Raw genomic sequence first — 21,378 nt, 5'->3', positions numbered from 1 at the left:
AGAGGCGCAACAGCATGAGCGGACTCGACAAACGCGTGAGCTCCTACGAAGAGGCCCTGGCCGGCCTGACCGACGACATGACCGTCCTGTCCGGCGGCTTTGGCATCTGCGGTATCCCGGAGAACCTGATTGCCGAAATCCGCCGCCGTGGCGTCAAGGGCCTGACCGTGGTCTCCAACAACTGCGGCATCGACGGCTTCGGCCTCGGCGTGCTGCTGGAGGACCGCCAGATCCGCAAGATGATTGCTTCCTACGTCGGCGAAAACGCGCTGTTCGAGCAGCAACTGCTGAGCGGCGAACTGGAAGTCGAACTGACGCCCCAGGGCACCCTGGCCGAGAAACTTCGCGCCGGCGGCGCCGGCATCCCGGCCTTCTTCACCGCCACCGGCTACGGCACCCCGGTAGCCGAGGGCAAGGAAGTCCGCGAGTTCAATGGCCGCAAGTACATCCTCGAGCCCTCCATCACCGGTGACTTCGCCATCGTCAAGGGCTGGAAGGCCGACCACTTCGGCAACGTGATCTACCGCCACACCGCGCAGAACTTCAACCCGATGGTGGCCACCGCCGGCCGCATTACCGTGGTCGAGGTGGAGGAAATCGTCGAGCCGGGCGAACTGGACCCGGCGCAGATTCACACCCCCGGCATCTACGTGGACCGCGTCATCTGCGGGACCTTCGAGAAGCGCATTGAAAAGCGCACCGTCCGCTCCTGATCACGACAAGAAGAATTCGAGGAAACCGACATGGCACTGACCCGCGAACAGATGGCCCAGCGCGTGGCCCGCGAACTGAAAGACGGCTACTACGTGAACCTGGGCATCGGCATTCCGACCCTGGTGGCCAACTACGTGCCTGAAGGCATGCAAGTGATGCTGCAGTCCGAGAACGGCCTGCTCGGCATGGGCGCCTTCCCCACCGAAGACGAAGTGGACGCCGACATGATCAACGCCGGCAAGCAGACCGTCACCGCGATCAAGGGCGCCTCCATCTTCTCCTCCGCCGAGTCCTTCGCGATGATCCGCGGCGGCCACGTCGACCTCACCGTGCTCGGCGCCTTCGAGGTGGACGTGCAGGGCAACATCGCCTCCTGGATGATCCCCGGCAAGCTGGTCAAGGGCATGGGCGGCGCCATGGACCTGGTGGCCGGTGCCGACAACATCATCGTCACCATGACCCACGCCTCCAAGGACGGCGAGTCCAAGCTGCTGGACAACTGCTCGCTGCCGCTGACCGGCGCCGGCTGCATCCGCAAAGTGCTCACCGACCTGGCTTACCTGGAGATCGAAGACGGCGCCTTCATCCTGCGCGAGACCGCGCCGGGCGTGAGCATCGCCGAGATCGCCGAGAAGACCGCCGGCCGCCTGATCGTCCCGGACGACGTGGTCGAAATGACCTTCTGATTGCTCTGCCGCTCTGGAGGGGGCCACCACGCATGGGCCCCTCCAGAGCGGTTTTTCTCGTTGTCGGGCCCGCCTGGACATCAGTGTGGGCCCGATCCGTAGGATGGGTATCGCGGAGCGACGCCCATCGCCCGTCGGCGATTCCCGAGCGATGCCGACGCAACTCGCAGGAGTTCCAACATGCAAGACGTCGTCATCGTCGCCGCCACCCGCACCGCCATCGGCAGCTTCCAGGGCGCCCTGGCCAACATCCCGGCCCACGAACTGGGCGCCGCGGTGATCCGCCAGTTGCTGGCGCAGACCGGCCTCAAGGGCGAGCAGGTGGATGAAGTCATCCTCGGCCAGGTGCTCACCGCCGGCAGCGGCCAGAACCCCGCGCGCCAGGCCGCCGTCCTCGCCGGCCTGCCCCACGCGGTGCCGGCCATGACCCTGAACAAGCTCTGCGGCTCCGGCCTCAAGGCCCTGCACCTGGGCATTCAGGCGATCCGCTGCGGCGACGCCGAAGTGGTCATCGCCGGCGGCCAGGAAAGCATGAGCCTGGCGCCCTACATCCTTCCGGCCGCCCGCACCGGCCTGCGCATGGGCCACGCCCAGGCCCTGGACAGCCTGATCCACGACGGCCTGACCGACGCCTTCAACCACTACCACATGGGCGTCACCGCCGAGAACCTGGTGGACAAGTACGGCATCAGCCGCGAAGCCCAGGACGCCTTCGCCGCCGCCTCCCAACAGAAGGCCGTCGCCGCCATCGAAGCCGGCCGCTTCAAGGACGAGATCACCCCGATCCTGATCCCGCAGCGCAAGGGCGAGCCGGTCGCCTTCGCCACCGACGAAGGCCCGCGCGCCGGCACCACCGCCGAGTCGCTGGCCAAGCTCAAGCCGGCGTTCAAGAAGGACGGCAGCGTCACCGCCGGCAACGCCTCCAGCCTCAACGACGGCGCCGCCGCCGTGGTCCTGATGAGCGCCAACAAGGCCGAGGCCCTGGGCCTGCCGGTGCTGGCGCGGATCAAGGGCTACGCCAATGCCGGCGTCGACCCGGCGATCATGGGCATCGGCCCGGTCGGCGCCACCCGCCGCTGCCTGGAGAAGGCCGGCTGGAGCCTGGACGAACTGGACCTGATCGAAGCCAACGAAGCCTTCGCCGCGCAGTCGCTGTCGGTGGGCCAGGAGCTGGGCTGGGACATGGCCAAGGTCAACGTCAACGGCGGCGCCATCGCCCTCGGCCACCCCATCGGCGCCTCTGGCTGCCGCGTGCTGGTGACCCTGCTGCACGAAATGATCAAGCGCGATGCGAAGAAGGGTCTGGCAACCCTGTGCATCGGCGGCGGCATGGGTGTGGCCCTGGCCATCGAGCGCTGATTCGACGTTGGATTGCGTAACCCCGTAGGTGGGTGCCAAGTGCCGAGCGGCCCAGCGTCGATGATCTGACATCCGTCGCGTTGGGCTTCGCTTCGCTCTGCACCAACCTACGATAGCTCCACCCCATAACTAGAAGTACCCACGGACCGGGCCCACCTGGTCCACGCAAGGCCATCACGCACGAGCCCAAGGCCGAAAAGCCACGGGCAGAAGACCTCACCACGCCCACGCCGGGCGTGGCGTCGTCGTTTCAGACAGAAAGAGGGCAAAGACCCTCGGATTCGATCAAGACCACTGTCCCGGCGCCCGGCCGCAGTCGCGGCTGGGCGAATGCCGATAAAAACAAAACTCCCGAGGTATCCCGATGGCCACATCACTACAAGAAAGCCGATCAGCACGTTTTGCCATGCGTTGCTCCGCCTGGGCGGAACGCTGGTTCCCCGATTCCTGGGTCTTCGCCGCAGTCGCCGTGCTGCTGGTCACGATTGCTGCCCTCGCCATGGGTGCGCCGGCCAGCCAGGCCGCCAAGGCGTTCGGGGACGGCTTCTGGAGCCTGATCCCCTTCACCATGCAGATGGCCTTCGTGGTCATCGGCGGCTACGTGGTCGCCAGTTCCGGCCCGGCCTCGAAGCTGATCGACCTGCTGGCCCGCGTGCCGAAAAACGGTCGTTCGGCAGTGTGCTGGGTAGCGCTGATCTCCATGCTCGCCTCGCTGCTCAACTGGGGCCTCTCGCTGGTGTTCGGCGGACTGCTGGTGCGTGCCCTGGCGCGCCGCGAAGAGCTGAAGATGGACTACCGTGCCGCCGGTGCCGCCGCCTACCTCGGCCTGGGCGCCGTCTGGGCCCTGGGCCTGTCGTCCTCCGCCGCGCAGCTGCAGGCCAACCCGGCCAGCCTGCCGCCTTCGATCCTCGCCATCACCGGCGTGATTCCCTTCACCGAGACCATCTTCCTCTGGCAATCCGGCGTGATGCTGCTGGCGCTGATGGTGGTGTCGCTGATCGTCGCCTACATGACCGCGCCCAGCGCCGCCAGCGCCCGTGACGCCAAGGCCTGTGGCATCGACCCGAGCTTCAGCGCGCCGCCCCAGGTCAAGCCGACCCGTCCGGGCGAATGGCTGGAGCACAGCCCGCTGCTGATCATCCTGCTGGTTGTCCTGGCCGGTGGCTGGCTGGCCCAGGAGTTCGCCAGCAAGCCGGCGATCACCGCCATTTCCGGCCTGAACACCTACAACCTGCTGTTCATCATGGCCGGCGCGCTGCTGCACTGGCGTCCGCGCAGCTTCCTCGATGCGGTGGCCCGCGCGGTGCCCACCACCACCGGTGTGCTGATCCAGTTCCCGCTGTACGGCTCCATTGCCGCCATCATGACCACGGTGAAAGGCGTCGACGGCCAGACCCTGGCGCACCACATCTCCACCTTCTTCGTGCAGATCGCCAACCACGACACCTACGCGCTGCTGATGGGCGTGTACTCCGCCGTGCTGGGCTTCTTCATCCCGTCCGGTGGCGGCAAGTGGATCATCGAGGCGCCCTACGTGATGCAGGTGGCCAACGAGCTGAACTACCACCTGGGCTGGTCGGTGCAGATCTACAACGCCGCCGAGGCGCTGCCGAACCTGATCAACCCCTTCTACATGCTGCCGCTGCTGGGCGTGCTGGGCCTGAAGGCGCGCGACCTGATCGGCTTCTCCTTCGTCCAGCTGCTGGTACACATCCCGCTGGTGATGGTGCTGCTGTGGGGGCTGGGCACGACCCTGGCGTATCTTCCGCCGGTGATGCCCTGAAGTCAGTCCGTAGGTTGGGCTGAGGTCACGAAGCCCAACGCTGCCGTTTCCGGTGTCGGGCCTCGCTGCGCTCGGCGCCAACCTACGAGACGTGCGAGCTCAGCTCCGCTTCGCCAGAATGGCTCGCGCCACCCGCGAGCCATTTTCCTTGCCGAGCACGGCACAGATGCGCTGGCCGGCGTCCACCAATTTGTCCATGTCGATGCCGGTCTCCACGCCCATGCCGTTGAGCAGGTAGAGCACGTCTTCGGTGGCGACGTTGCCGGTGGCGCCCTTGGCATAGGGGCAGCCGCCGAGGCCGGCGACCGAGCTGTCGAATACGGCGATGCCTTCCAGCAGGCTGGCGTGGACGTTGGCCACGGCCTGGCCGAAGGTGTCGTGGAAGTGCCCGGCCAGCCGGTCGCGCGGCACGCGGGTGCCCACCACGTTGATCAGGTGGCGGGTGGCGCCGGCGGTGCCGGTGCCGATGGTGTCGCCCAGGGACACTTCGTAGCAGCCCATGGCGTACAGCTCGGCGGCGACGGCGGCGACCTGTTCGGCCGGCACCGCGCCGTCATAGGGGCAGCCCAGCACACACGACACGTAACCGCGCACGCTGATGCCACTGGCCTTGGCCGCTTCCATCACCGGCACGAAGCGCTCCAGGCTCTCGGCGATGGAGCAGTTGATGTTCTTCTGCGAGAAGGCTTCGGAGGCGGCGGCGAACACCGCCACTTCCTTCACACCCGCTTCCAGGGCGGCCTCGAAGCCTTTCAGGTTCGGCGCCAGGGCGGCGTAGGTGACGCCAGCCTTGCGCTGGATCTGCGCGAAGACCTCGGCCGAGCCGGCCATCTGCGGCACCCACTTGGGCGAGACGAAGCTGCCCACTTCGACATAGCCGAGGCCGGCGGCGGTGAGGTCGTCCACCAGCCGCACCTTGTCGGCGACGCTGATGGGTTGCTTCTCGTTCTGCAGGCCGTCGCGGGGGCCGACTTCGACCAGGCGGACCTTGCGGGGAATGTTCATTGCGTCATCTCTCGGTTCGGGTGTTGGGCCTCGTTCCTCGGCGCCAACCTAAAGAGGGCGGGTGGTAAACCGTAGGATGGGTAGAGCCTGCGAAACCCATCGCGGGGTTGATGGGTTTCGCTTCGCTCTACCGCATCCTACGGGACGGCGAACACTCAGGCCTCGTCCAGCTCCACCAGGGCGGTGCCTTCGTTGACCAGTTCGCCTTCGCTGCAATACAGCGCCTTGACTACGCCGTCGTGGGGCGCGCGGATGCTGTGTTCCATCTTCATGGCTTCCAGCACCACCAGGGCGGTGCCGGCTTCGACCTTCTGCCCGGCTTCCACCAGGACGCGCACGATACTGCCGTTCATCGGTGCCGTCAGCCCGCCGTGATGGGCATGAGCGGCTTCCACTTCCTCGATGGGGTCGACACGGCCGACGCTGCGCAGCTCGCCATCCCACTCCAGGTAGAGGGTTTCGCCCCGGCGGATCGCCAGGTGCTGGCGGCGCAGGCCGTCCTGTTCCAGGGTGATCTGCTCGCCCTTGAGCTGGATCGGGCTGGCGGCCACGCCGCGCAGGCGTACCACCTGGCATTCGTCGCCGCAGGTCAGGTGCAGGTCGGTCGCGCTGGGCAGGCCGGCGCGCCAGCCACTGTTGCGGCTCCAGGGCGAGTGCGGGTCGTCGCCACGCACGCGCTCGGCCTCGCTCTGGCGGAACGCCTCGGCGGCCACCTGCCAGAAGGCCGGGGGCAGGGCGGCCGGGGCGGGCAGCAACTGCGCCTGGTGACGGGCGATGAAGCCGGTGTCCAGCTCGGCGTCGGCAAAGGCGGCGTGGGCCAGCACGCGACGGAGGAAGGCCAGGTTGGTCTTGAAGCCACCCACGGCGGTTTCGTCGAGCATGGCCAGCAGGCCCTGGCGGGCTTCCTCGCGGGTTTCGCCCCAGGCGATCAGCTTGGCCAGCATCGGGTCGTAGAAGGGCGACACCTCGTCGCCTTCGGCCACGCCGCTGTCCACCCGGCGGCCGGGGCCGGCAGAGGCTTCGCGGTAGAGGGCGAGACGGCCGCTGGCGGGCAGGAAGTCCTGGTCCGGGTCTTCGGCGTAGAGGCGCACTTCGATGGCGTGGCCGTTCAGCGGCACCTGCTCCTGGCTGATGGGCAGGGCCTCGCCACGGGCGACGCGGATCTGCCAGGCCACCAGATCGAGGCCGGTGATGGCTTCGGTGACCGGGTGCTCCACCTGCAGGCGGGTGTTCATCTCCATGAAGAAGAAGTCGCCACGCTCGTCCAGCAGGAACTCCACGGTGCCGGCGCCCACGTAGCCGATGGCCTGGGCGGCGCGCACGGCGGCCTCGCCCATGGCGCGGCGCAGTTCCGCGGAGAGGCCGGGGGCGGGGGCTTCTTCCACCACCTTCTGGTGGCGGCGCTGGATGGAGCAATCGCGCTCGTTGAGGTACAGGCAGTTACCGTGGCTGTCGGCGAACACCTGGATTTCCACGTGGCGCGGCTTGAGGACGTACTTCTCCACCAGCATGCGCGCGTCGCCGAAGGCGGACTGCGCTTCACGTTGCGCGGAGGCCAGGGCCTCGGCCAGCTCGCTTTCCCGCTCCACCACCTTCATGCCCTTGCCGCCACCGCCGGCGGCGGCCTTCAGCAGCACCGGGTAGCCGATGCGTTCGGCGCTGGCGCGGAAGGTTTCCAGGTCCTGGGCCTCGCCGTGATAGCCGGGCACCAGGGGCACGCCGGCGGCTTCCATCAGCGCCTTGGCGGCGGACTTGCTGCCCATGGCGTCGATGGCGCTGGCCGGCGGGCCGAGGAAGATCAGACCCGCGTCGGCGATGGCGCGGGCGAAGCCGGCGTTCTCGGAAAGGAAGCCGTAGCCCGGGTGGATGGCCTGGGCGCCGCTGGCCTTGGCGGCGGCGATCAGCTTGTCCACCAGCAGGTAGCTTTCCGCTGGCTTGGCGCCGCCCAGGTCCACCGCCATATCGGCTTCGCGCACGTGGCGGGCGTTGCGGTCGATGGCGCTGTGCACGGCCACGGTGCGAATGCCCAGGGCCTTGGCGGTACGCATCACGCGGCAGGCGATTTCGCCACGGTTGGCGATCAGCAGGGTGGTGATCATGGTTATTGCTCCTGCCAGGACGGCTTGCGTTTTTCCAGGAAGGCGCGCAGGCCCTCCTGGCCTTCGGGGCTCACGCGGATGCGGGCGATGGCGCTTTCGGTGTAACGGCGCAGGTTGGGGGAGAGCGCGCCGCTGCCGACTTCGCGCAGCAGGTCCTTGCTGACGCTCATGGCCTGCGGGCTGTTCTGCAGCAGGTTGGCGGTCCAGGTTTCCACCGCCTGGTCCAGTTCCTCGGCGGGGTAGCACTCGGCGAGCAGGCCCAGTTCGCGGGCGCGCTCACCGCTGAAGCGCTCGGCGGTCAGGGCGTAGCGACGCGCGGCGCGTTCGCCGATGGCCTGCACCACGAAGGGGCTGATCACCGCCGGCGCCAGGCCAATGCGCACTTCGGAGAGGGAGAATTGCGCGTCCAGCGCGCCAATGGCCATGTCGCAGCAACTGATCAGACCCAGGGCGCCACCGAAGGCCGCGCCCTGTACCACGGCCAGGGTGGGCACCTTGAGGTGGTAGAGGTTGTACATCAGTTCGGCCAGCTCGCGGGCGTCGTCGAGGTTGGCGTTGTAGTCGAGCTGGGCGGATTCCTGCATCCAGGCGAGATCCGCCCCGGCCGAGAAGTGCCGGCCCCGGCCACGCAGGACCAGGAAGCGCACGTGGGCGGCGGCCTTGACCGCGTCCAGGGCGAGGACGAGTTCGCGGATCATCCCGGCGTTGAAGGCGTTGTTCTTCTCCGGGCGGTTGAGCCAGAGGGTGGCGACGCCGTTGGCGGCGATGTCCAGTTGCAGGGTGGTGAAGTCGGTCATCTTGTCAGGCTCTCGAATGGTCTTCCGGATTTCCCTCTCCCCCGGCCCCTCTCCCGCAGGCGGGAGAGGGGAGGAGGGCGTTACATCCGGAACACGCCGAAGGTGGTCCGCTCGATCGGGGCGTTGAGGCTGGCGGAGAGGGCCAGGCCGAGTACGTCGCGGGTCTGCGCCGGGTCGATCACGCCGTCGTCCCACAGCCGTGCGCTGGAGTAATAGGCATGCGCCTGGCGTTCGTACTGTTCGAGGATCGGCTGCTTGATGCGTGCCTCTTCCTCGTCGCTCAGACGGTGGCCGGCGCGTTCGCTCTGCTCGCGCTTGACCTGGGTGAGCACGCCGGCGGCCTGCTCGGCGCCCATCACGCCGATGCGCGCGTTGGGCCACATCCACAGGAAGCGCGGGTCGTAGGCGCGGCCGCACATGCCGTAGTTACCGGCGCCGAAGCTGCCGCCGATGATCACGGTGAACTTCGGCACCCTGGCGCAGGCCACGGCCGTGACCAGCTTGGCGCCGTGCTTGGCGATGCCGCCTTCTTCGTACTTCTTGCCCACCATGAAGCCGGTGATGTTCTGCAGGAACAGCAGCGGAATGCCGCGCTGGCAGGCCAGTTCGATGAAGTGCGCGCCTTTCTGCGCGGCTTCGGCGAAGAGGATGCCGTTGTTGGCGAGGATGGCGATGGGGTAACCGTGCAGGTGGGCGAAGCCGCACACCAGGGTGGTGCCGAACAGCGCCTTGAATTCATCGAACTCGGAATCGTCCACCAGGCGGGCGATGACTTCGCGCACGTCGAAGGGCTGCTTGACGTCGGCCGGAATCACGCCGTACAGCTCGTCGGCGGCATAGCGCGGGGCGAGCGGGGCGCGCAGGTTCAGTTCGCCGGCCTTGCGCCAGTTGAGGTTGGCGATGCTGCGGCGGGCCAGGGCCAGGGCGTGCTCGTCGTCCTCGGCGTAGTGGTCGGCCACGCCGGAGGTCTTGCAGTGCACGTCGGCGCCGCCCAGTTCTTCGGCGGTCACCACCTCGCCGGTGGCGGCCTTCACCAGCGGCGGGCCGGCGAGGAAGATGGTGGCCTGGTTCCGCACCATGATGGTTTCGTCGGACATCGCCGGCACATAAGCGCCGCCAGCGGTGCAGGAGCCCATGACCACGGCGATCTGCGGGATGCCCAGGGCGCTCATGTTGGCCTGGTTGAAAAAGATCCGGCCGAAGTGCTCGCGGTCCGGGAACACCTCTTCCTGGCGCGGCAGGTTGGCGCCGCCGGAGTCCACCAGGTAGATGCAGGGCAGGCGGTTCTGCTGGGCGATGGTCTGCGCGCGCAGGTGCTTCTTCACCGTCAGCGGGTAGTAGGAGCCGCCCTTCACCGTGGCGTCGTTGGCCACGATCATGCATTCCACGCCTTCCACGCGGCCGATGCCGGCGACCACGCCGGCGGCGGGCACGTCCTCGCCGTAGACCTCGAAGGCAGCGAGCTGGCCGATTTCCAGGAAGGGCGAACCGGTGTCCAGCAGGCGGTTGATGCGCTCGCGGGGCAGCAGCTTGCCGCGCGAGGTGTGGCGTTCCTGGGCCTTGGCGCCGCCGCCTTCATGGATGCGGCCGAGCAGCGTGTGCAGGGCGCCGACCTGTTCGAGCATCGCCGCACTGTTGTGGGCGAACTCCGGGGAACGGGTATTGATCTGGGTGTGCAGGATGGCCATCTGGCGCGCTCCGAGTCGTGCGTTCTACGCCCCTCTCCCGTGGGCGGGAGAGGGGGACTGTCAGACGATCAGCGGGTTTCGTTGTACAGCTCGCGACCGATCAGCATGCGGCGGATTTCACTGGTGCCTGCGCCAATCTCGTAGAGCTTGGCGTCGCGCAGCAGGCGGCCTGCCGGGTACTCGTTGGTGTAGCCGTTGCCGCCGAGCAGCTGGATGGTGTCCAGGGCCATCTTGGTGGCCATCTCGGCGGTGTAGAGGATCACCGCCGCGGCGTCCTTGCGCGATTCCTCGCCGCGGTCGCAGGCCTTGGCCACGGTGTACAGGTAGGACTTGGAGGCGTTCATGCCGGCGTACATGTCGGCCAGCTTGCCCTGCACCAGCTGGAACTCGCCGATGGACTGCTTGAACTGCTGGCGCTCGTGCACGTAGGGCAGCACCACGTCCATGCAGGCGCTCATGATCCCGGTCGGGCCGCCGGAGAGCACGGTGCGCTCGTAGTCCAGGCCGCTCATCAGCACGGCCACGCCACGGCCTTCCGCGCCAAGGATGTTTTCCTCCGGCACCTCGACGTCTTCGAACACCAGCTCGCAGGTGTTGGAGCCGCGCATACCCAGCTTGTCCAGCTTCTGGTGACGGGAGAAACCCTTGTAGTCGCGCTCGACGATGAAGGCGGTCATGCCGCGCGAGCCGGCGTTGACGTCGGTCTTGGCGTAGATCACGTAGGTGTTGGCGTCCGGGCCATTGGTGATCCACATCTTGTTGCCGTTGAGCACGTAGCGGTCGCCTTTCTTCTCGGCGCGCAGCTTCATCGACACGACGTCCGAGCCGGCGTTGGGCTCGCTCATGGCCAGCGCGCCGACGTGTTCGCCGGAGCACAGCTTGGGCAGGTACTTCTGCTTCTGCTCGTGGGTGCCGTTCTTGCGGATCTGGTTGACGCACAGGTTGGAGTGGGCGCCGTAGGACAGGCCGACCGAGGCGGAGGCGCGGCTGATTTCTTCCATCGCCACCACGTGAGCCAGGTAGCCCATGTTGGTGCCGCCGTACTCCTCTTCCACGGTCATGCCCAGCAGGCCCATGTCGCCGAACTTGCGCCACATGTCCATGGGGAACTCGTTATCGCGGTCGATCTGCGCGGCACGCGGGGCCAGTTCGGCCTGGGCGAACTGATGGACGGCATCGCGCAGCATGTCGATGGTCTCGCCGAGACCGAAGTTGAGAGTGGGGTAGCTCATGGTTCCACCTGTTCTAGTCGTTGTCGGGTGATGGGTCAGGCGTTGGCGCCCAGTTTGCGTTCGGTTTCGGCCATTGCCGCCAGGCAGCGTTCCTCGGCCGTATCCAGTTCCAGCTGCATCTGCTGGATGTCCAGCAACTGCTGTTCGAGCTGCGCGCGGCGCGCGGCGATCTTGTCCATGAAGGTCTGCAACTGCTTGCGGTTGCCGCTGCTGGGGTCGTAGAGGTCGATCAGTTCCTTGCACTCGGCGAGGGAGAAGCCGATGCGCTTGCCGCGCAGGATGAGCTTCAGCGCCACCAGGTCCTTCGGGCTGTAGATGCGCTCCTGGCCACGGCGCTCGGGGCTGAGCATGCCTTGCTCCTCATAGAAGCGGATGGCGCGGGTGGTGACATCCAGTTCGCGGGCCAGGTCGGAAATGCTGTAGGTGGTGGGCATGGGCGAATGCTCGTGTTGGCGTTTACCTTTACGTTAACGTAAACCTGTGCCAACCTGACTGTCAACTGCGCCGCCCAACGCCGGTCGACCGCCGATTCGGCCCGAACCTTGCTGTCTGCCGGACGGTTGGCTCGCACTTTACGGAGGCGGGCCGGGGGTGTAGACATTCAAGGCGTGCGATTTGACCGCCGGCCGCTGCCGGGGCGCACGTTGGAGCGAGAGATGGCGCAAGACATTCGAATAAAAAACGCTACCGATCCCTTGCACGAATCGCGACAGGCCAGGCTGAAGCTGGTCAGCGATGGCGAGCTGCCCCAGGGTGTGCTGCGCGACGAGATCGACGCCTCCTGGCGGCGCAGCCTGGGCCATGGCCTCAATTGCCTGGAAGGCGAGCAGGTCGGCCTGGAACAGACACACGACCTGCAACTGCTGCTGGACAGCAACCGCCTGCTGATCGATGCCGCCACCCCGGAGCTGGAATACCTGGTCAGCCAGCAGGGCAAGGGCGGTCTGATCATCCTCGGCGACGCCCAGGCCAACGTGCTGGCCATCGAGGGGCAGACCGAGTACCTCAAACACTTCGGCCTGCGCGACCTGCGCCCCGGCAGTTGCTGGAGCGAATCCCTCCGCGGCACCAACGCCATTGGCACCGCGGTGGTCGAAGGGCGGCCCACCCTGATCAACTGTGGCGAGCATTACCTGGACCGCCTCAGCCCGTTTTCCTGCACCTCGGTGCCGCTGCGCGACCCCCAGGGTCGGGTGGTCGGCGTGATCGACCTGACCCGCCAGGGCGTCATGGCCCAGCCCCAGGACAACCTCGCCACCCTGATGCTGGCCGCCGGCAATATCGAGAGTCGCATGTTCGGCCTCTGCTACCCGGACCACCTGGTGCTGGCCTTCCACAGCCGTCCGCAGTACCTCGGCAGCGCCTGGCACGGCCTGTTGGCGGTGAGCCTGGACGGCGAAGTGCTGGCCGCCAACGAACGCGCCTGCGACCTGCTGCAGGTGCGCCGCGAAGCCCTGGTTGGCCGCCGCTCCAGCGAGCTGATCGGCGAGCGCTCGCCGCAGTTCATCACGCGCCTGATGCAGGGCGGCGTGAGCAGCGTGCAGACCGCCAAGGGCGAGTTCTATTTCCGTGCCCTGCAGGTGCCGCGTCACACCAGCCTCGGCGGCATCGCCCCGGCGGCCAAGGCGCCCGCCGCGCAGAAGCTGCCGTTGCTGGAAGAACTGGCCGGCCGCGACGCCCGCTTCGCCCGCGCCCTGCGCATGGCCCGCCAGGGCCTGGCCAACGACCTGCCGGTGCTGCTGCTGGGCGAGACCGGCACCGGCAAGGAGGTGGTGGCCCGCGCGCTGCACCAATCCGGCCCACGCGCCGACAAGGCGTTCGTCGCGGTGAACTGCGCGGCGATCCCGGAAGGCCTGATCGAATCCGAACTCTTCGGCTACCGCGAAGGCGCCTTCACCGGCTCCCGGCGGGGCGGCATGGTCGGGCGGTTGATGCAGGCCCACGGCGGCACCCTGTTCCTCGACGAGATCGGCGACATGCCCCTGAGCCTGCAGGCGCGCCTGCTGCGCGTGCTACAGGAGCGCCGGGTGGCGCCGCTCGGCGCCGGCGAGGAACAGGCCATCGATGTGGCCGTGATCTGCGCGACCCACCGCGACCTCAAGCGCCTAGTGCAGGACAAGCTGTTCCGCGAAGACCTCTATTACCGCGTCAACGGCGTCAGCCTGCGCCTGCCGGCCCTGCGCGAGCGCGACGACCTGGCCGGGATGATCGGCAGCGTGCTGCACAAGTTCGGCGCCGCCGATGTCAGCCTCGACCAGGACCTGACCGAGCTGTTCGCCGGTTACGACTGGCCAGGCAACATCCGCCAACTGGAAATGGTCCTGCGCGCGGCCCTGGCCATGCGCGAGGAGGGCGAGCGCGTCCTCGGCCTCGACCACCTCACCGACAGCCTGCTGGACGAACTGACCGCCAGTTGCCGCCAGCCCGGCAGCATCCGCGAGAACGAACTGGAACTGATCCGCGCCACCCTCGACCGCCACCAGGGCAACGTCTCCGCCGCCGCCGACGCCCTCGGCATCAGCCGCGCGACCCTGTACCGCAAGTTGAAGCAGTTAAGGGGATGAGCCGACCGCGTTGCCAGCGTGCGATGGGAAACCTGTGGGGGCGAATTCATTCGCTAAGCAGGCCGCAGGTCTGCCCTGCAAGGTCCATGGGGGCTGCGTTGCAGCCCGGAGCGAATGAATTCGCCCCCACAATGAACCTGCAATCCCTGGCCATGACCCCATGACCCGTCTCCTCCTCAAGCTGGTGGAAACCCGCGACCCCGACCTGCTGCGCCGCGCCCTGGCCTGGCTCTACGGCTTCGTGCGCCCGCAGATGCGTGCTATCGGTGTGCTGCTCGGGCTGTCCCTCGGCGCGTCGCTGCTGGTGCTGGCCCAGCCCTGGCTGACCAAGACCCTGATCGACGACGGCCTGCTGGCCAAGGACTTCGGCCTGCTGGTGCAGGTGGCGGTGGCCATGATCGCCGTCGGCATCTTCGGCACGCTGCTGGCGGGCATCAATCGCTACCTGCACACCCGGCTTTCCGGGCGCATCCTCTTCGCCCTGCGCGATGACCTCTACCGCCATCTGCAGCAACTCTCGCCGGCCTTCTATGGGCGCAAGCGCATCGGCGACATCCTTTCCCGGCTGGATGGCGATGTCGCGGAAATCCAGCGCTTTGCCGTGGATTCGCTGTTCTCGGCGGTTTCCAGTGTCATCGGCCTGATCGGCGCGGTGACCCTGATGCTGCTGCTGTCCTGGCAACTGTCCCTGCTGCTGGCGCTGCTGATTCCCATCGAAGTGCTCTGGCTGCGCTGGATGCGGCGCAAGGTGGAGCGCGAGGTGCGCAGCCTGCGCGAGCGCTCGGCGGATGTCTCGTCCTTCCTCGTCGAAACCCTGCCGGCGATGAAGTTCATCCAGGCCGCCGGGGCGCAGCAGCGCGAATCCCGCCGCCTGGAAGGGCTGGGGCAGGGCTACATGCGCCAGTTGCTCAAGGTGCAGGTCACCGAGTTCTTCACCCATGCCGTACCCGGCACGCTCACCTCGCTGTCCCGCGCCTGCGCCTTCCTGATCGGTGGCTACTGGGTGATCCAGGGCACCTGGCAACTGGGCGCGCTGATCGCCTTCTCCACCTACCTCGGCATGGCCGTGGGGCCGGTGCAGAGCCTGCTGGGCCTCTATGTTGCCCTGCAACGCATGACCGTCAGCCTCGGCCGGGTCATGGAGCTGCAGCAGGAGCCGGTGCCGGTGCGCCAGCCCGACACCCCGCGCCCCATGCCGGAGGGCCGGGGAGAGCTGCGCCTGGAGGGCGTGCACTTCGCCCACGAGCAGCGCGCCGGCGCGGTGTTGCGCGGGGTGGATGTGCTGATCCCCGCCGGCCTCAAAGTGGCCATCAGCGGCGCCTCGGGGGTCGGCAAGTCGACCCTGATCGACCTGCTGCAACGCTTCTACGACCCCGACCAGGGCCGTGTGCTGCTGGACGGCGCCGACCTGCGCGAGCTGGACCTGTTCGCCCTGCGCCGGCGCATCGCCGTGGTCAGCCAGGACATCGTGCTGTTCCGTGGCACCCTCGCCGAAAACCTCGCCTACAGCGCCCCGCAGGCCAGCCGCGAAGCCCTGGAACAGGTGGCGCGCCTGGCGCGGCTCGACGGGCTGATCGAATCCTTGCCGCTGGGCCTGGACAGCCCCCTGGGCGAACGCGGCCAACAGTTGTCCGGCGGCCAGAAGCAGCGCATCGCCATCGCCCGCGCGCTGCTGCAGGAACCGCTGATCCTGGTGCTCGACGAAGCCACCTCGGCGGTGGACGAAGCCACCGAACGCGAAGTGATCGCCGCCATCGACCAACTCTTCGCCGGGCGCACGCGCATCCTCATCAGCCACCGGCCTTCCACCCTGGCCCAGGCCGATATCGGCTTCCGCCTCGAAGACGGCCGCCTGCACAGCCTCGAACAGGACCCGGTGAGCCATGGCCAGTGAGCTTGTCGTCGGCATCATCGACAGCGGTTTCGCGCCCCGCCAGGCCGACCGCGTGAGCCGTTCACGGCGCTTCTGGCTGGAGGGCGGCGAACTGCTGGAAGGCGACACCCGGCCCGATGCCCTGGGCCACGGCAGCGCGGTGCTGGATACCCTCGGCGAGCAGTGCGGACCTGTCCGCCTGTGCGTGGCCCAGGTGTTCGGCGAGCGCTGGCAGACCAGCCCGCTGCAAATCGCGGCCGCACTGCACTGGCTGATCGAGCAGGACGTGGCCCTCATCAGCATGAGCCTCGGCCTGCGCAACGACCGCCCGGTGCTGCGCGAGGCCTGCGTGCTGGCCCAAACATCCGGCCTCATCCTGTGCGCCTCCAGCCCGGCCCAGGGCGAGCCGGTGTACCCGGCGGCCTATCCGGGCGTGATCCGCGTCACCGGCGATGCCCGCTGCGCGTCGGGACAATGGTCCTGGCTGAACAGCCCCCAGGCGGATTTCGGCGCCCCTGTGTGCGCCGCCAATGGCGTGGCCGGCTCCAGCGTGGGCTGCGCGGCCTTGAGCGGTATCATCGCCGGCTTCCTGCAAGCCCAGCCCGGTGCCAGCCGCGAGGCGGTCATCGCATGGCTACGGGAAGGCGCCGCCTTCGTCGGGCCGGAGCGGCGTGGCCATGAGTGACATCCTCGTGCTCGGCGCCGGCCCTGCCGGCGCGGCGGTGGCCCTGGGATTGAAGCGTCTGGGCCACGCCGTGCGCGTGGTCGGCGAAGGGCGGCGTTTCGCGGCGGTGGAGGGCGTCTCCCAGCGGGTACTGGACGGCCTGCGCCAGGCCGGATTGAACCAGGCGCTGGCCTGCGCCGCCGCGCCATCGCCCCGGCGCGTGCTGTGGAATGGCGATGGCCAGTCGATCAACCAGGAATGCCTGCTGGACCGCGCACGCTTCGACGCGGCCCTTCGCCAGGACCTGCGCGAGGCCGGCGTCGAGGTCGTCGAGGCGCGCGTCCTGAAAGTGGACAGCGGCGCCGACGGCCATCACGTCCGGATCGAACCGGGCGAAGCGTTGCGCGCCGACTTCCTCGTCGAAGCCCGTGGCCGCTCGGCCCCGCTGGCCGGCGGCCGCCTGCGCGGGCCGGAAACCCTGAGCCTGCTCAACCAGTGGCAGGACGCGCCCGGCCGACCCGGTTCGGCGGTGGAAAGCCTGCCCGACGGCTGGGCCTGGATGGCGCGCCTGGCGGATGGCCGCTGCTATTGGCAGATCACCCTGGACGCCCGCGACCTGCCGCCCAAGGAACAGCTCCCCGCTTACTGCGCCCAACGCCGCCGCCAATCCACGCTGGTCCGCGAACTCTACGGCGCGGCCGCACTGCAGCCCGCCAGCCTGCATGCCCGCAGCAGCACGGCGATCCTCTTCCACGAAGCCAGCGGCCCGAACTGGCTGCGGGTCGGCGACGCCGCGATGGCAGTGGACCCGCTCTCCGGCAACGGCATCTTCCAGTCGCTGTCCTCCGCCCTGCAGGCGCCGGCGGTGATCAACACCATCCTGCAATGCCCCGAACGTGCCGAGTTGGCCCGTCGCTTTCATCAGCGGCGGGTGGAGCACCTGTTCCTGCGTTTCGCCCGCACCGGACGCGATTTCTACGCCCTGGAACAACGCTGGCCCGGGCAACCCTTCTGGCGCGAGCGCCGCCAATGGCCCGATGCCCAGCCGCTGCACGCGGCGGCGGATTTCAGCCAGGTGAGGGTCGAACGGGCGCCGGTGATCCACGGCGACCTGATCGAAGAACAGGACGTGGTGGTGACCGCCGACCAGCCCCTGGGCATCTGGCACCTGCAGGGCATCCCCCTGGCGCCCATCGTCACCGCCCTCCAGCGCGGGGAGCAGGGCCGGGCCCTGGAGGCGTTGCCGGAGCCCCAGCGGCGGCTGGTGCAGGGCTGGCTGCTCGCCCAAGGCTATCGCCCCTGAGCGCGCTGGCTAGCCAGGTCTGCGCGTGCGCGTGTCTGCCCTGACGGGGAACCTTTCGGAGGCGAGGGGGAACGATCAGCCCCGATCACCCAGGCGACGCAGACCCGCATCGATGTGGTACTGCCGGTGCAGGCGCAGCACGTAGCCGAGCTTGATCGCGGTCGGGCCCAGCAAGGTGAGGAAGTGGGCCAGCACCTGGACGCCAATCGGCAGATAGGCGTCCAGGACATAGGCCAGCAGGGTGCCGAGGACCGCTGTCAGCGTGCCGCCTGCCAGCAGGTGGGTGGAAAGCGTCTGGACGCGCCGGGGAGACTCGAAGAAGGCGGACATGGCCAGTTCCCCTCTGCGGATGATGTTCGGCAGGCTTGCGCCACGGCGCGGCGCAAGCCTGGGTCGGGTTGGCGGCTCAGGCGACCGGGATCATCGGATCAGCCGCCGCCAGGGCGGTGTTGCGGTCGGCTGCCGGCGGGTAGATCCAGAGGGTGTTGATCTGGGTCTTGAGGTCCTTGGCCTCCTTCTTCACCAACTTCAACTGGCGGTCCCAGCCTTCGGTGAAGGCCGCGCCCCAGCCGCCCAGGTCCAGGCAGGTCACGTACTTGGGCTGGCGGTACGGGGTCGGCTCGACGCCCAGCAGGTCGGCGGCGACGTTGTTGCCGGCATGGCGGCCGAGGGCGATCGCATGCTGGCAGGACATCGCGGCGAAGTTGCCGAGGTCGTCGGTGGCGGCATAGGCCACATCGCCGGCGGCGAAGACGTGGTCCTGGCCGAGCACCTTGAGGTGCTGGTCCACATGCAGTCGCCCTTGCGGATCACGCGCGCCGGAGAGCTGCTCGGTCAGCGGGCTGGCGCGGAAGCCGACGGTCCAGATCATCGTGTGGCTGTCGATGCGGCGGCCATCGGCGAGGGTCACGCCGTCGGCGTCCACCGCGGCCACCGTGGCATTGAGGATCCATTCGATGCCCAGGTGCTCGGAAGCCTCGGCGATCGGCGAGCGAATGCCGTCACCCAGGGCGGCGGCGATCTGCGGGCCGCGATCGACGATGACCACGCGGATATCCTGGTCGTCACCCAGCACGGCACGCAGGCGCGCCGGCATTTCGGTGGCGGTTTCGATGCCGGTGAAGCCGCCGCCGGCGACCACCACTGTGTTGCGTGCGGCACTGTGGGGGCGGTTCTTCAGGGACTTCAGGTGGTCTTCCAGGCGGACCGCGCTTTCGATCTGGTCGACGTCGAAGGCGTGGGCGTCCAGGCCGGGTACCGGCGGTCGGGCCAACTGGCTGCCGGCGGCCAGCACCAGGCGGTCGTAGCCCAGCGCGGCTTCGCGACCGTCTTCATCGCGGTAGCGCACGGTTCGGGCTTGTTCGTCGATGCCAGTGGCGGTGCCCTTGACGAAGCGCACGCCCACCGAGTCGAACAGCGCGTCCAGCGGGGCGAACATGGTGTGCACGTCGGGTTCGTAGAAGCGCGGGCGAATGCGCAGTTCGGCCTGCGGGGCCAGCAGGGAAATGTCCACGTCGTGGCGATTGTGCTTGTCCAGCAGGCGCGCCGCGCTCAATGCACTCCAGAGTCCGCCGAATCCCGCGCCAATTACCAGAATATGCTGTTTCATGACTTGCTCCTGAAAGAGTGGGTAAATGCTCTTGAAGTTTTGTTTTCAAGTCTGGCGGAGCGAAGCCTATGTGTCGGGACAGTGGTTTATATATCGCCGTAGTTGTTCGTCCGCTGTGGTTTCATGTTATCGGCGAGATTTTCCGAAGGCACTTCTACATCAGTGCATCGGAGTTATTCGGGAGGCGAAAGGCGCTATACGAAGGTATATCGACGTGCGTCGGGTGAGGTCGAGGCGGCGTTCAGTGCCGGCGGCGAAGGGCGTCCTCGACGCACTCCAGCAAGCGGTCGGCCGGGAAGGGCTTGGGCAGGCAGGCGATCACGCCCGGCAACGCGGATCCCGCGCGCTGCGCCGCTTCGGGAAAGGCGGTGATCAATATGGTGGGAATCAGGACACCCGATTCGACCAGTCTTTCGTGCAACTCGACGCCACTCATGCCCGGCATCTGGATGTCGGAAATCAGGCAATGCGTACCGTTGGGGTCGGCGGATTCGAGGAAATCCAGGGCGTCGGAATAGGTACGGGCCTGATAACCGCTGGATCTCAACAGGCCTTCCAGGGCTTCACGAACGGACTCATCGTCGTCGACGATTGCAATAACCGTCGTAGTGTCCTTGTAAGTGTCTTGCGTCATTTGAACTCGCTCATGATAGCGACCGTCACAAATTTAAAGATACGCCCTCGGTAAAGGCGGAGAAGTATACCTATGTATAGCTCAATGACACTGAAGTGTTGATATCGGTAGTTTGACAATGCACGGCAGAATGCCGCGGGAGAAGGAGGCCCGCAAGGTCTGGAATCGGCGCTGAAGCGGTATCCGCCGAACCTGCGGGGCGGTTGAACTTCCGCCACCGGCAATACCCATGTACAGGGGGGTGCATCCAAGAGATAACCCGCCTGGCCCGATGTACAAATGACGCCCCGATATTGGCGTGGATAAGCTGGCCCCACGTCGCTGGCCTGTGGTGATTGCCGCAGGACAGCGACGTCGCGATCGAATCCAATTAGCCAGGCGGCGAACAAGATGAACAGAAATGACCTTCGACGTGCCGACCTCAATCTCCTGGTTGTCTTTGAAACCATGATGCGCGAGCGCAACGTGACCCGGGCCGGCGAGCGGCTGTTCCTGGGGCAGACCACCATCAGCAGCGCCCTCGGGCGGTTGCGTTCGATGTTCAATGACCCGCTGTTCGTTCGCACGGGCGGGGTGATGGAGCCCACGGCGCGGGCCAAGGAAATCCATGCGCGGCTGGCGCCGGCCCTCGAAGGCATCGCCGAAGCCCTGAGCTTCACCCAGGCGTTCGATCCGTTGACCAGCGATGCGTCCTTCCACATCGGGCTCTCGGACGATGTCGAGTACGCGCTGCTTCCGCGCCTGATGAGGCACCTGCGCGACGAGGCGCCCAATGTGACCCTGGTGGTGCGCCGCGCGGACCGCTGGCAATTGCCCCATTTGTTGACCTCCGGCGAGATATCCCTGGGCGTGGGGCTGGCGCAGGAGCTGCCGGCCAGCTCCCATTGCCGCAGCCTGCGACCGCAGCAGCCGATGCTGCTGCGCGCGGATGGCGCCGTCGGCCCGCTGGACCTGGAAGCGTTCTGCCGGCGGCCCCATGTGGTGGTGTCTTCGATGGGGCAGGTCATCGACGATGTGGATCAGGTCCTGAGCCAGACCGGGCTGCGGCGCAAGGTGGTGCTGGCGGTGCCGCAGTTCAGCGCCTTGCCCGCGCTGCTGGCCGATAGCGACATGCTGGCCCTGGCGCCGGACTATGTCGCACAGGCCCTGGTGAAGCTCGAGGGGATTCGCGCGGAGCTACCGCCGGTCGACCTGCCGGCCCCGGACCTGTCCATGGCCTGGCGCGGGGCCAGCCACAACGACCCGAGCGAACGCTGGCTGCGCACCCGCTTCCGCCACTACCTGGGCGAGCCGGCGGCACGTGCCGCGGTGGTCGCCTGATGGGCCGTTGCGGTGGGGTGTCCGGGCAGCCGCTGGCGTTGCCGCGCC

At 67.7% G+C, this 21,378-nt stretch carries 18 protein-coding genes; 9 read left to right on the top strand and 9 right to left on the bottom strand.

From position 1 onward, the window contains the following. Window positions 1–14 precede the first annotated feature (14 nt). From PJW05_RS15560 to PJW05_RS15545, 4 genes are all read left to right on the top strand, one after another. Window positions 15–713 carry a CoA transferase subunit A gene (locus PJW05_RS15560; RefSeq protein ID WP_271407910.1) on the top strand — a complete coding sequence of 233 codons (699 nt, stop codon included), beginning with the start codon at window positions 15–17 and terminating at the stop codon, window positions 711–713. Between the two features lie 30 nt (window positions 714–743). Continuing rightward, window positions 744–1,400 (top strand): CoA transferase subunit B, encoded by a 657-nt coding sequence (locus PJW05_RS15555; RefSeq protein WP_271407909.1) that lies wholly within the window; start codon window positions 744–746, stop codon window positions 1,398–1,400. Between the two features lie 180 nt (window positions 1,401–1,580). Further along, the gene (locus PJW05_RS15550; protein WP_271407908.1) at window positions 1,581–2,759 is read left to right on the top strand and encodes an acetyl-CoA C-acetyltransferase; all 1,179 of its coding nucleotides are present in this window, start codon (window positions 1,581–1,583) and stop codon (window positions 2,757–2,759) included. A gap of 364 nt (window positions 2,760–3,123) precedes the next feature. Next, window positions 3,124–4,542: a short-chain fatty acid transporter gene (locus tag PJW05_RS15545; RefSeq protein ID WP_271407907.1), complete on the top strand. Its 1,419-nt coding sequence runs from the start codon at window positions 3,124–3,126 to the stop codon at window positions 4,540–4,542. Window positions 4,543–4,641: 99 nt separating this feature from the next. Here PJW05_RS15545 and PJW05_RS15540 read toward each other — a convergent pair whose 3' ends face one another. From PJW05_RS15540 to PJW05_RS15515, 6 genes are all read right to left on the bottom strand, one after another. After that, complete coding sequence (locus tag PJW05_RS15540) at window positions 4,642–5,547, bottom strand: hydroxymethylglutaryl-CoA lyase (protein ID WP_271407906.1); 906 nt, start codon at window positions 5,545–5,547, stop codon at window positions 4,642–4,644. Window positions 5,548–5,702: 155 nt separating this feature from the next. Further along, entirely contained in the window at window positions 5,703–7,646 is a 1,944-nt protein-coding gene (locus tag PJW05_RS15535) for an acetyl/propionyl/methylcrotonyl-CoA carboxylase subunit alpha (RefSeq protein WP_271407905.1), read from the bottom strand. A 2-nt stretch (window positions 7,647–7,648) separates the two neighbouring features. Continuing rightward, the gene (locus tag PJW05_RS15530) at window positions 7,649–8,443 is read right to left on the bottom strand and encodes a gamma-carboxygeranoyl-CoA hydratase (RefSeq protein ID WP_271407904.1); all 795 of its coding nucleotides are present in this window, start codon (window positions 8,441–8,443) and stop codon (window positions 7,649–7,651) included. An 80-nt stretch (window positions 8,444–8,523) separates the two neighbouring features. Then, complete coding sequence (locus PJW05_RS15525) at window positions 8,524–10,131, bottom strand: carboxyl transferase domain-containing protein (RefSeq protein ID WP_271407903.1); 1,608 nt, start codon at window positions 10,129–10,131, stop codon at window positions 8,524–8,526. A 68-nt stretch (window positions 10,132–10,199) separates the two neighbouring features. After that, complete coding sequence (locus tag PJW05_RS15520) at window positions 10,200–11,363, bottom strand: isovaleryl-CoA dehydrogenase (RefSeq protein ID WP_271407902.1); 1,164 nt, start codon at window positions 11,361–11,363, stop codon at window positions 10,200–10,202. Between the two features lie 35 nt (window positions 11,364–11,398). Further along, on the bottom strand, window positions 11,399–11,797 hold the full coding sequence (locus PJW05_RS15515) for a MerR family transcriptional regulator (RefSeq protein ID WP_271407901.1): 399 nt from the start codon (window positions 11,795–11,797) through the stop codon (window positions 11,399–11,401). 222 nt (window positions 11,798–12,019) lie between these two features. Between PJW05_RS15515 and PJW05_RS15510 the strand changes: the two genes are divergently transcribed. The 4 genes from PJW05_RS15510 (at window position 12,020) to qhpG (ending at window position 17,767) form a co-directional block, all read left to right on the top strand. Beyond that, window positions 12,020–13,927 carry a sigma-54-dependent Fis family transcriptional regulator gene (locus tag PJW05_RS15510; RefSeq protein ID WP_271407900.1) on the top strand — a complete coding sequence of 636 codons (1,908 nt, stop codon included), beginning with the start codon at window positions 12,020–12,022 and terminating at the stop codon, window positions 13,925–13,927. 160 nt (window positions 13,928–14,087) lie between these two features. Continuing rightward, entirely contained in the window at window positions 14,088–15,821 is a 1,734-nt protein-coding gene (locus PJW05_RS15505) for an ABC transporter ATP-binding protein (RefSeq protein WP_271407899.1), read from the top strand. After that, window positions 15,811–16,485 carry a subtilisin-like serine protease QhpE gene (gene qhpE / locus PJW05_RS15500; protein ID WP_271407898.1) on the top strand — a complete coding sequence of 225 codons (675 nt, stop codon included), beginning with the start codon at window positions 15,811–15,813 and terminating at the stop codon, window positions 16,483–16,485. Before PJW05_RS15505 ends, qhpE begins: the two co-directional genes overlap by 11 nt. Next, on the top strand, window positions 16,478–17,767 hold the full coding sequence (qhpG, locus tag PJW05_RS15495) for a flavin-dependent monooxygenase QhpG (protein ID WP_271407897.1): 1,290 nt from the start codon (window positions 16,478–16,480) through the stop codon (window positions 17,765–17,767). The genes qhpE and qhpG overlap by 8 nt, the downstream gene beginning before the upstream one ends. A 75-nt stretch (window positions 17,768–17,842) precedes the next feature. On the opposite strand, the gene PJW05_RS15490 is transcribed toward qhpG, so the two are convergent. The 3 genes from PJW05_RS15490 to PJW05_RS15480 form a co-directional block, all read right to left on the bottom strand. Next, entirely contained in the window at window positions 17,843–18,097 is a 255-nt protein-coding gene (locus PJW05_RS15490) for a transmembrane sensor/regulator PpyR (protein WP_271407896.1), read from the bottom strand. A gap of 76 nt (window positions 18,098–18,173) precedes the next feature. Further along, a complete protein-coding gene (locus PJW05_RS15485; protein WP_271407895.1) occupies window positions 18,174–19,376 on the bottom strand; it encodes an NAD(P)/FAD-dependent oxidoreductase in 1,203 nt (400 codons plus the stop codon). Window positions 19,377–19,617: 241 nt separating this feature from the next. Beyond that, window positions 19,618–20,010: a response regulator transcription factor gene (locus tag PJW05_RS15480; protein WP_271407894.1), complete on the bottom strand. Its 393-nt coding sequence runs from the start codon at window positions 20,008–20,010 to the stop codon at window positions 19,618–19,620. A gap of 390 nt (window positions 20,011–20,400) precedes the next feature. Between PJW05_RS15480 and PJW05_RS15475 the strand changes: the two genes are divergently transcribed. Beyond that, complete coding sequence (locus PJW05_RS15475) at window positions 20,401–21,330, top strand: LysR substrate-binding domain-containing protein (RefSeq protein ID WP_271407893.1); 930 nt, start codon at window positions 20,401–20,403, stop codon at window positions 21,328–21,330. The last annotated feature ends 48 nt before the right edge of the window (window positions 21,331–21,378 follow it).

The sequence above is a fragment of the Pseudomonas sp. Q1-7 genome (assembly GCF_028010285.1).
Taxonomy (GTDB): Bacteria; Pseudomonadota; Gammaproteobacteria; order Pseudomonadales; family Pseudomonadaceae; genus Metapseudomonas.
The sequence above is the reverse complement of the archived record's forward strand: the minus strand, read 5'-3'. Positions and strand labels throughout refer to the sequence as shown.

What these genes read in the sequence shown, in the direction of transcription:
- qhpE (WP_271407898.1), top strand. Translation starts at nt 15,811, where the DNA reads ATGGCCAGTGAGCTTGTCGTCGGCATCATCGACAGCGGTTTCGCGCCC.
- PJW05_RS15510 (WP_271407900.1), top strand. Translation starts at nt 12,020, where the DNA reads ATGGCGCAAGACATTCGAATAAAAAACGCTACCGATCCCTTGCACGAA.
- PJW05_RS15550 (WP_271407908.1), top strand. Translation starts at nt 1,581, where the DNA reads ATGCAAGACGTCGTCATCGTCGCCGCCACCCGCACCGCCATCGGCAGC.
- PJW05_RS15480 (WP_271407894.1), bottom strand. Translation starts at nt 20,010, where the DNA reads ATGACGCAAGACACTTACAAGGACACTACGACGGTTATTGCAATCGTC.
- PJW05_RS15560 (WP_271407910.1), top strand. Translation starts at nt 15, where the DNA reads ATGAGCGGACTCGACAAACGCGTGAGCTCCTACGAAGAGGCCCTGGCC.
- PJW05_RS15530 (WP_271407904.1), bottom strand. Translation starts at nt 8,443, where the DNA reads ATGACCGACTTCACCACCCTGCAACTGGACATCGCCGCCAACGGCGTC.
- PJW05_RS15475 (WP_271407893.1), top strand. Translation starts at nt 20,401, where the DNA reads ATGAACAGAAATGACCTTCGACGTGCCGACCTCAATCTCCTGGTTGTC.
- PJW05_RS15505 (WP_271407899.1), top strand. Translation starts at nt 14,088, where the DNA reads ATGACCCGTCTCCTCCTCAAGCTGGTGGAAACCCGCGACCCCGACCTG.
- PJW05_RS15540 (WP_271407906.1), bottom strand. Translation starts at nt 5,547, where the DNA reads ATGAACATTCCCCGCAAGGTCCGCCTGGTCGAAGTCGGCCCCCGCGAC.
- PJW05_RS15515 (WP_271407901.1), bottom strand. Translation starts at nt 11,797, where the DNA reads ATGCCCACCACCTACAGCATTTCCGACCTGGCCCGCGAACTGGATGTC.
- PJW05_RS15520 (WP_271407902.1), bottom strand. Translation starts at nt 11,363, where the DNA reads ATGAGCTACCCCACTCTCAACTTCGGTCTCGGCGAGACCATCGACATG.
- PJW05_RS15525 (WP_271407903.1), bottom strand. Translation starts at nt 10,131, where the DNA reads ATGGCCATCCTGCACACCCAGATCAATACCCGTTCCCCGGAGTTCGCC.
- PJW05_RS15555 (WP_271407909.1), top strand. Translation starts at nt 744, where the DNA reads ATGGCACTGACCCGCGAACAGATGGCCCAGCGCGTGGCCCGCGAACTG.
- PJW05_RS15535 (WP_271407905.1), bottom strand. Translation starts at nt 7,646, where the DNA reads ATGATCACCACCCTGCTGATCGCCAACCGTGGCGAAATCGCCTGCCGC.
- PJW05_RS15485 (WP_271407895.1), bottom strand. Translation starts at nt 19,376, where the DNA reads ATGAAACAGCATATTCTGGTAATTGGCGCGGGATTCGGCGGACTCTGG.
- qhpG (WP_271407897.1), top strand. Translation starts at nt 16,478, where the DNA reads ATGAGTGACATCCTCGTGCTCGGCGCCGGCCCTGCCGGCGCGGCGGTG.
- PJW05_RS15490 (WP_271407896.1), bottom strand. Translation starts at nt 18,097, where the DNA reads ATGTCCGCCTTCTTCGAGTCTCCCCGGCGCGTCCAGACGCTTTCCACC.
- PJW05_RS15545 (WP_271407907.1), top strand. Translation starts at nt 3,124, where the DNA reads ATGGCCACATCACTACAAGAAAGCCGATCAGCACGTTTTGCCATGCGT.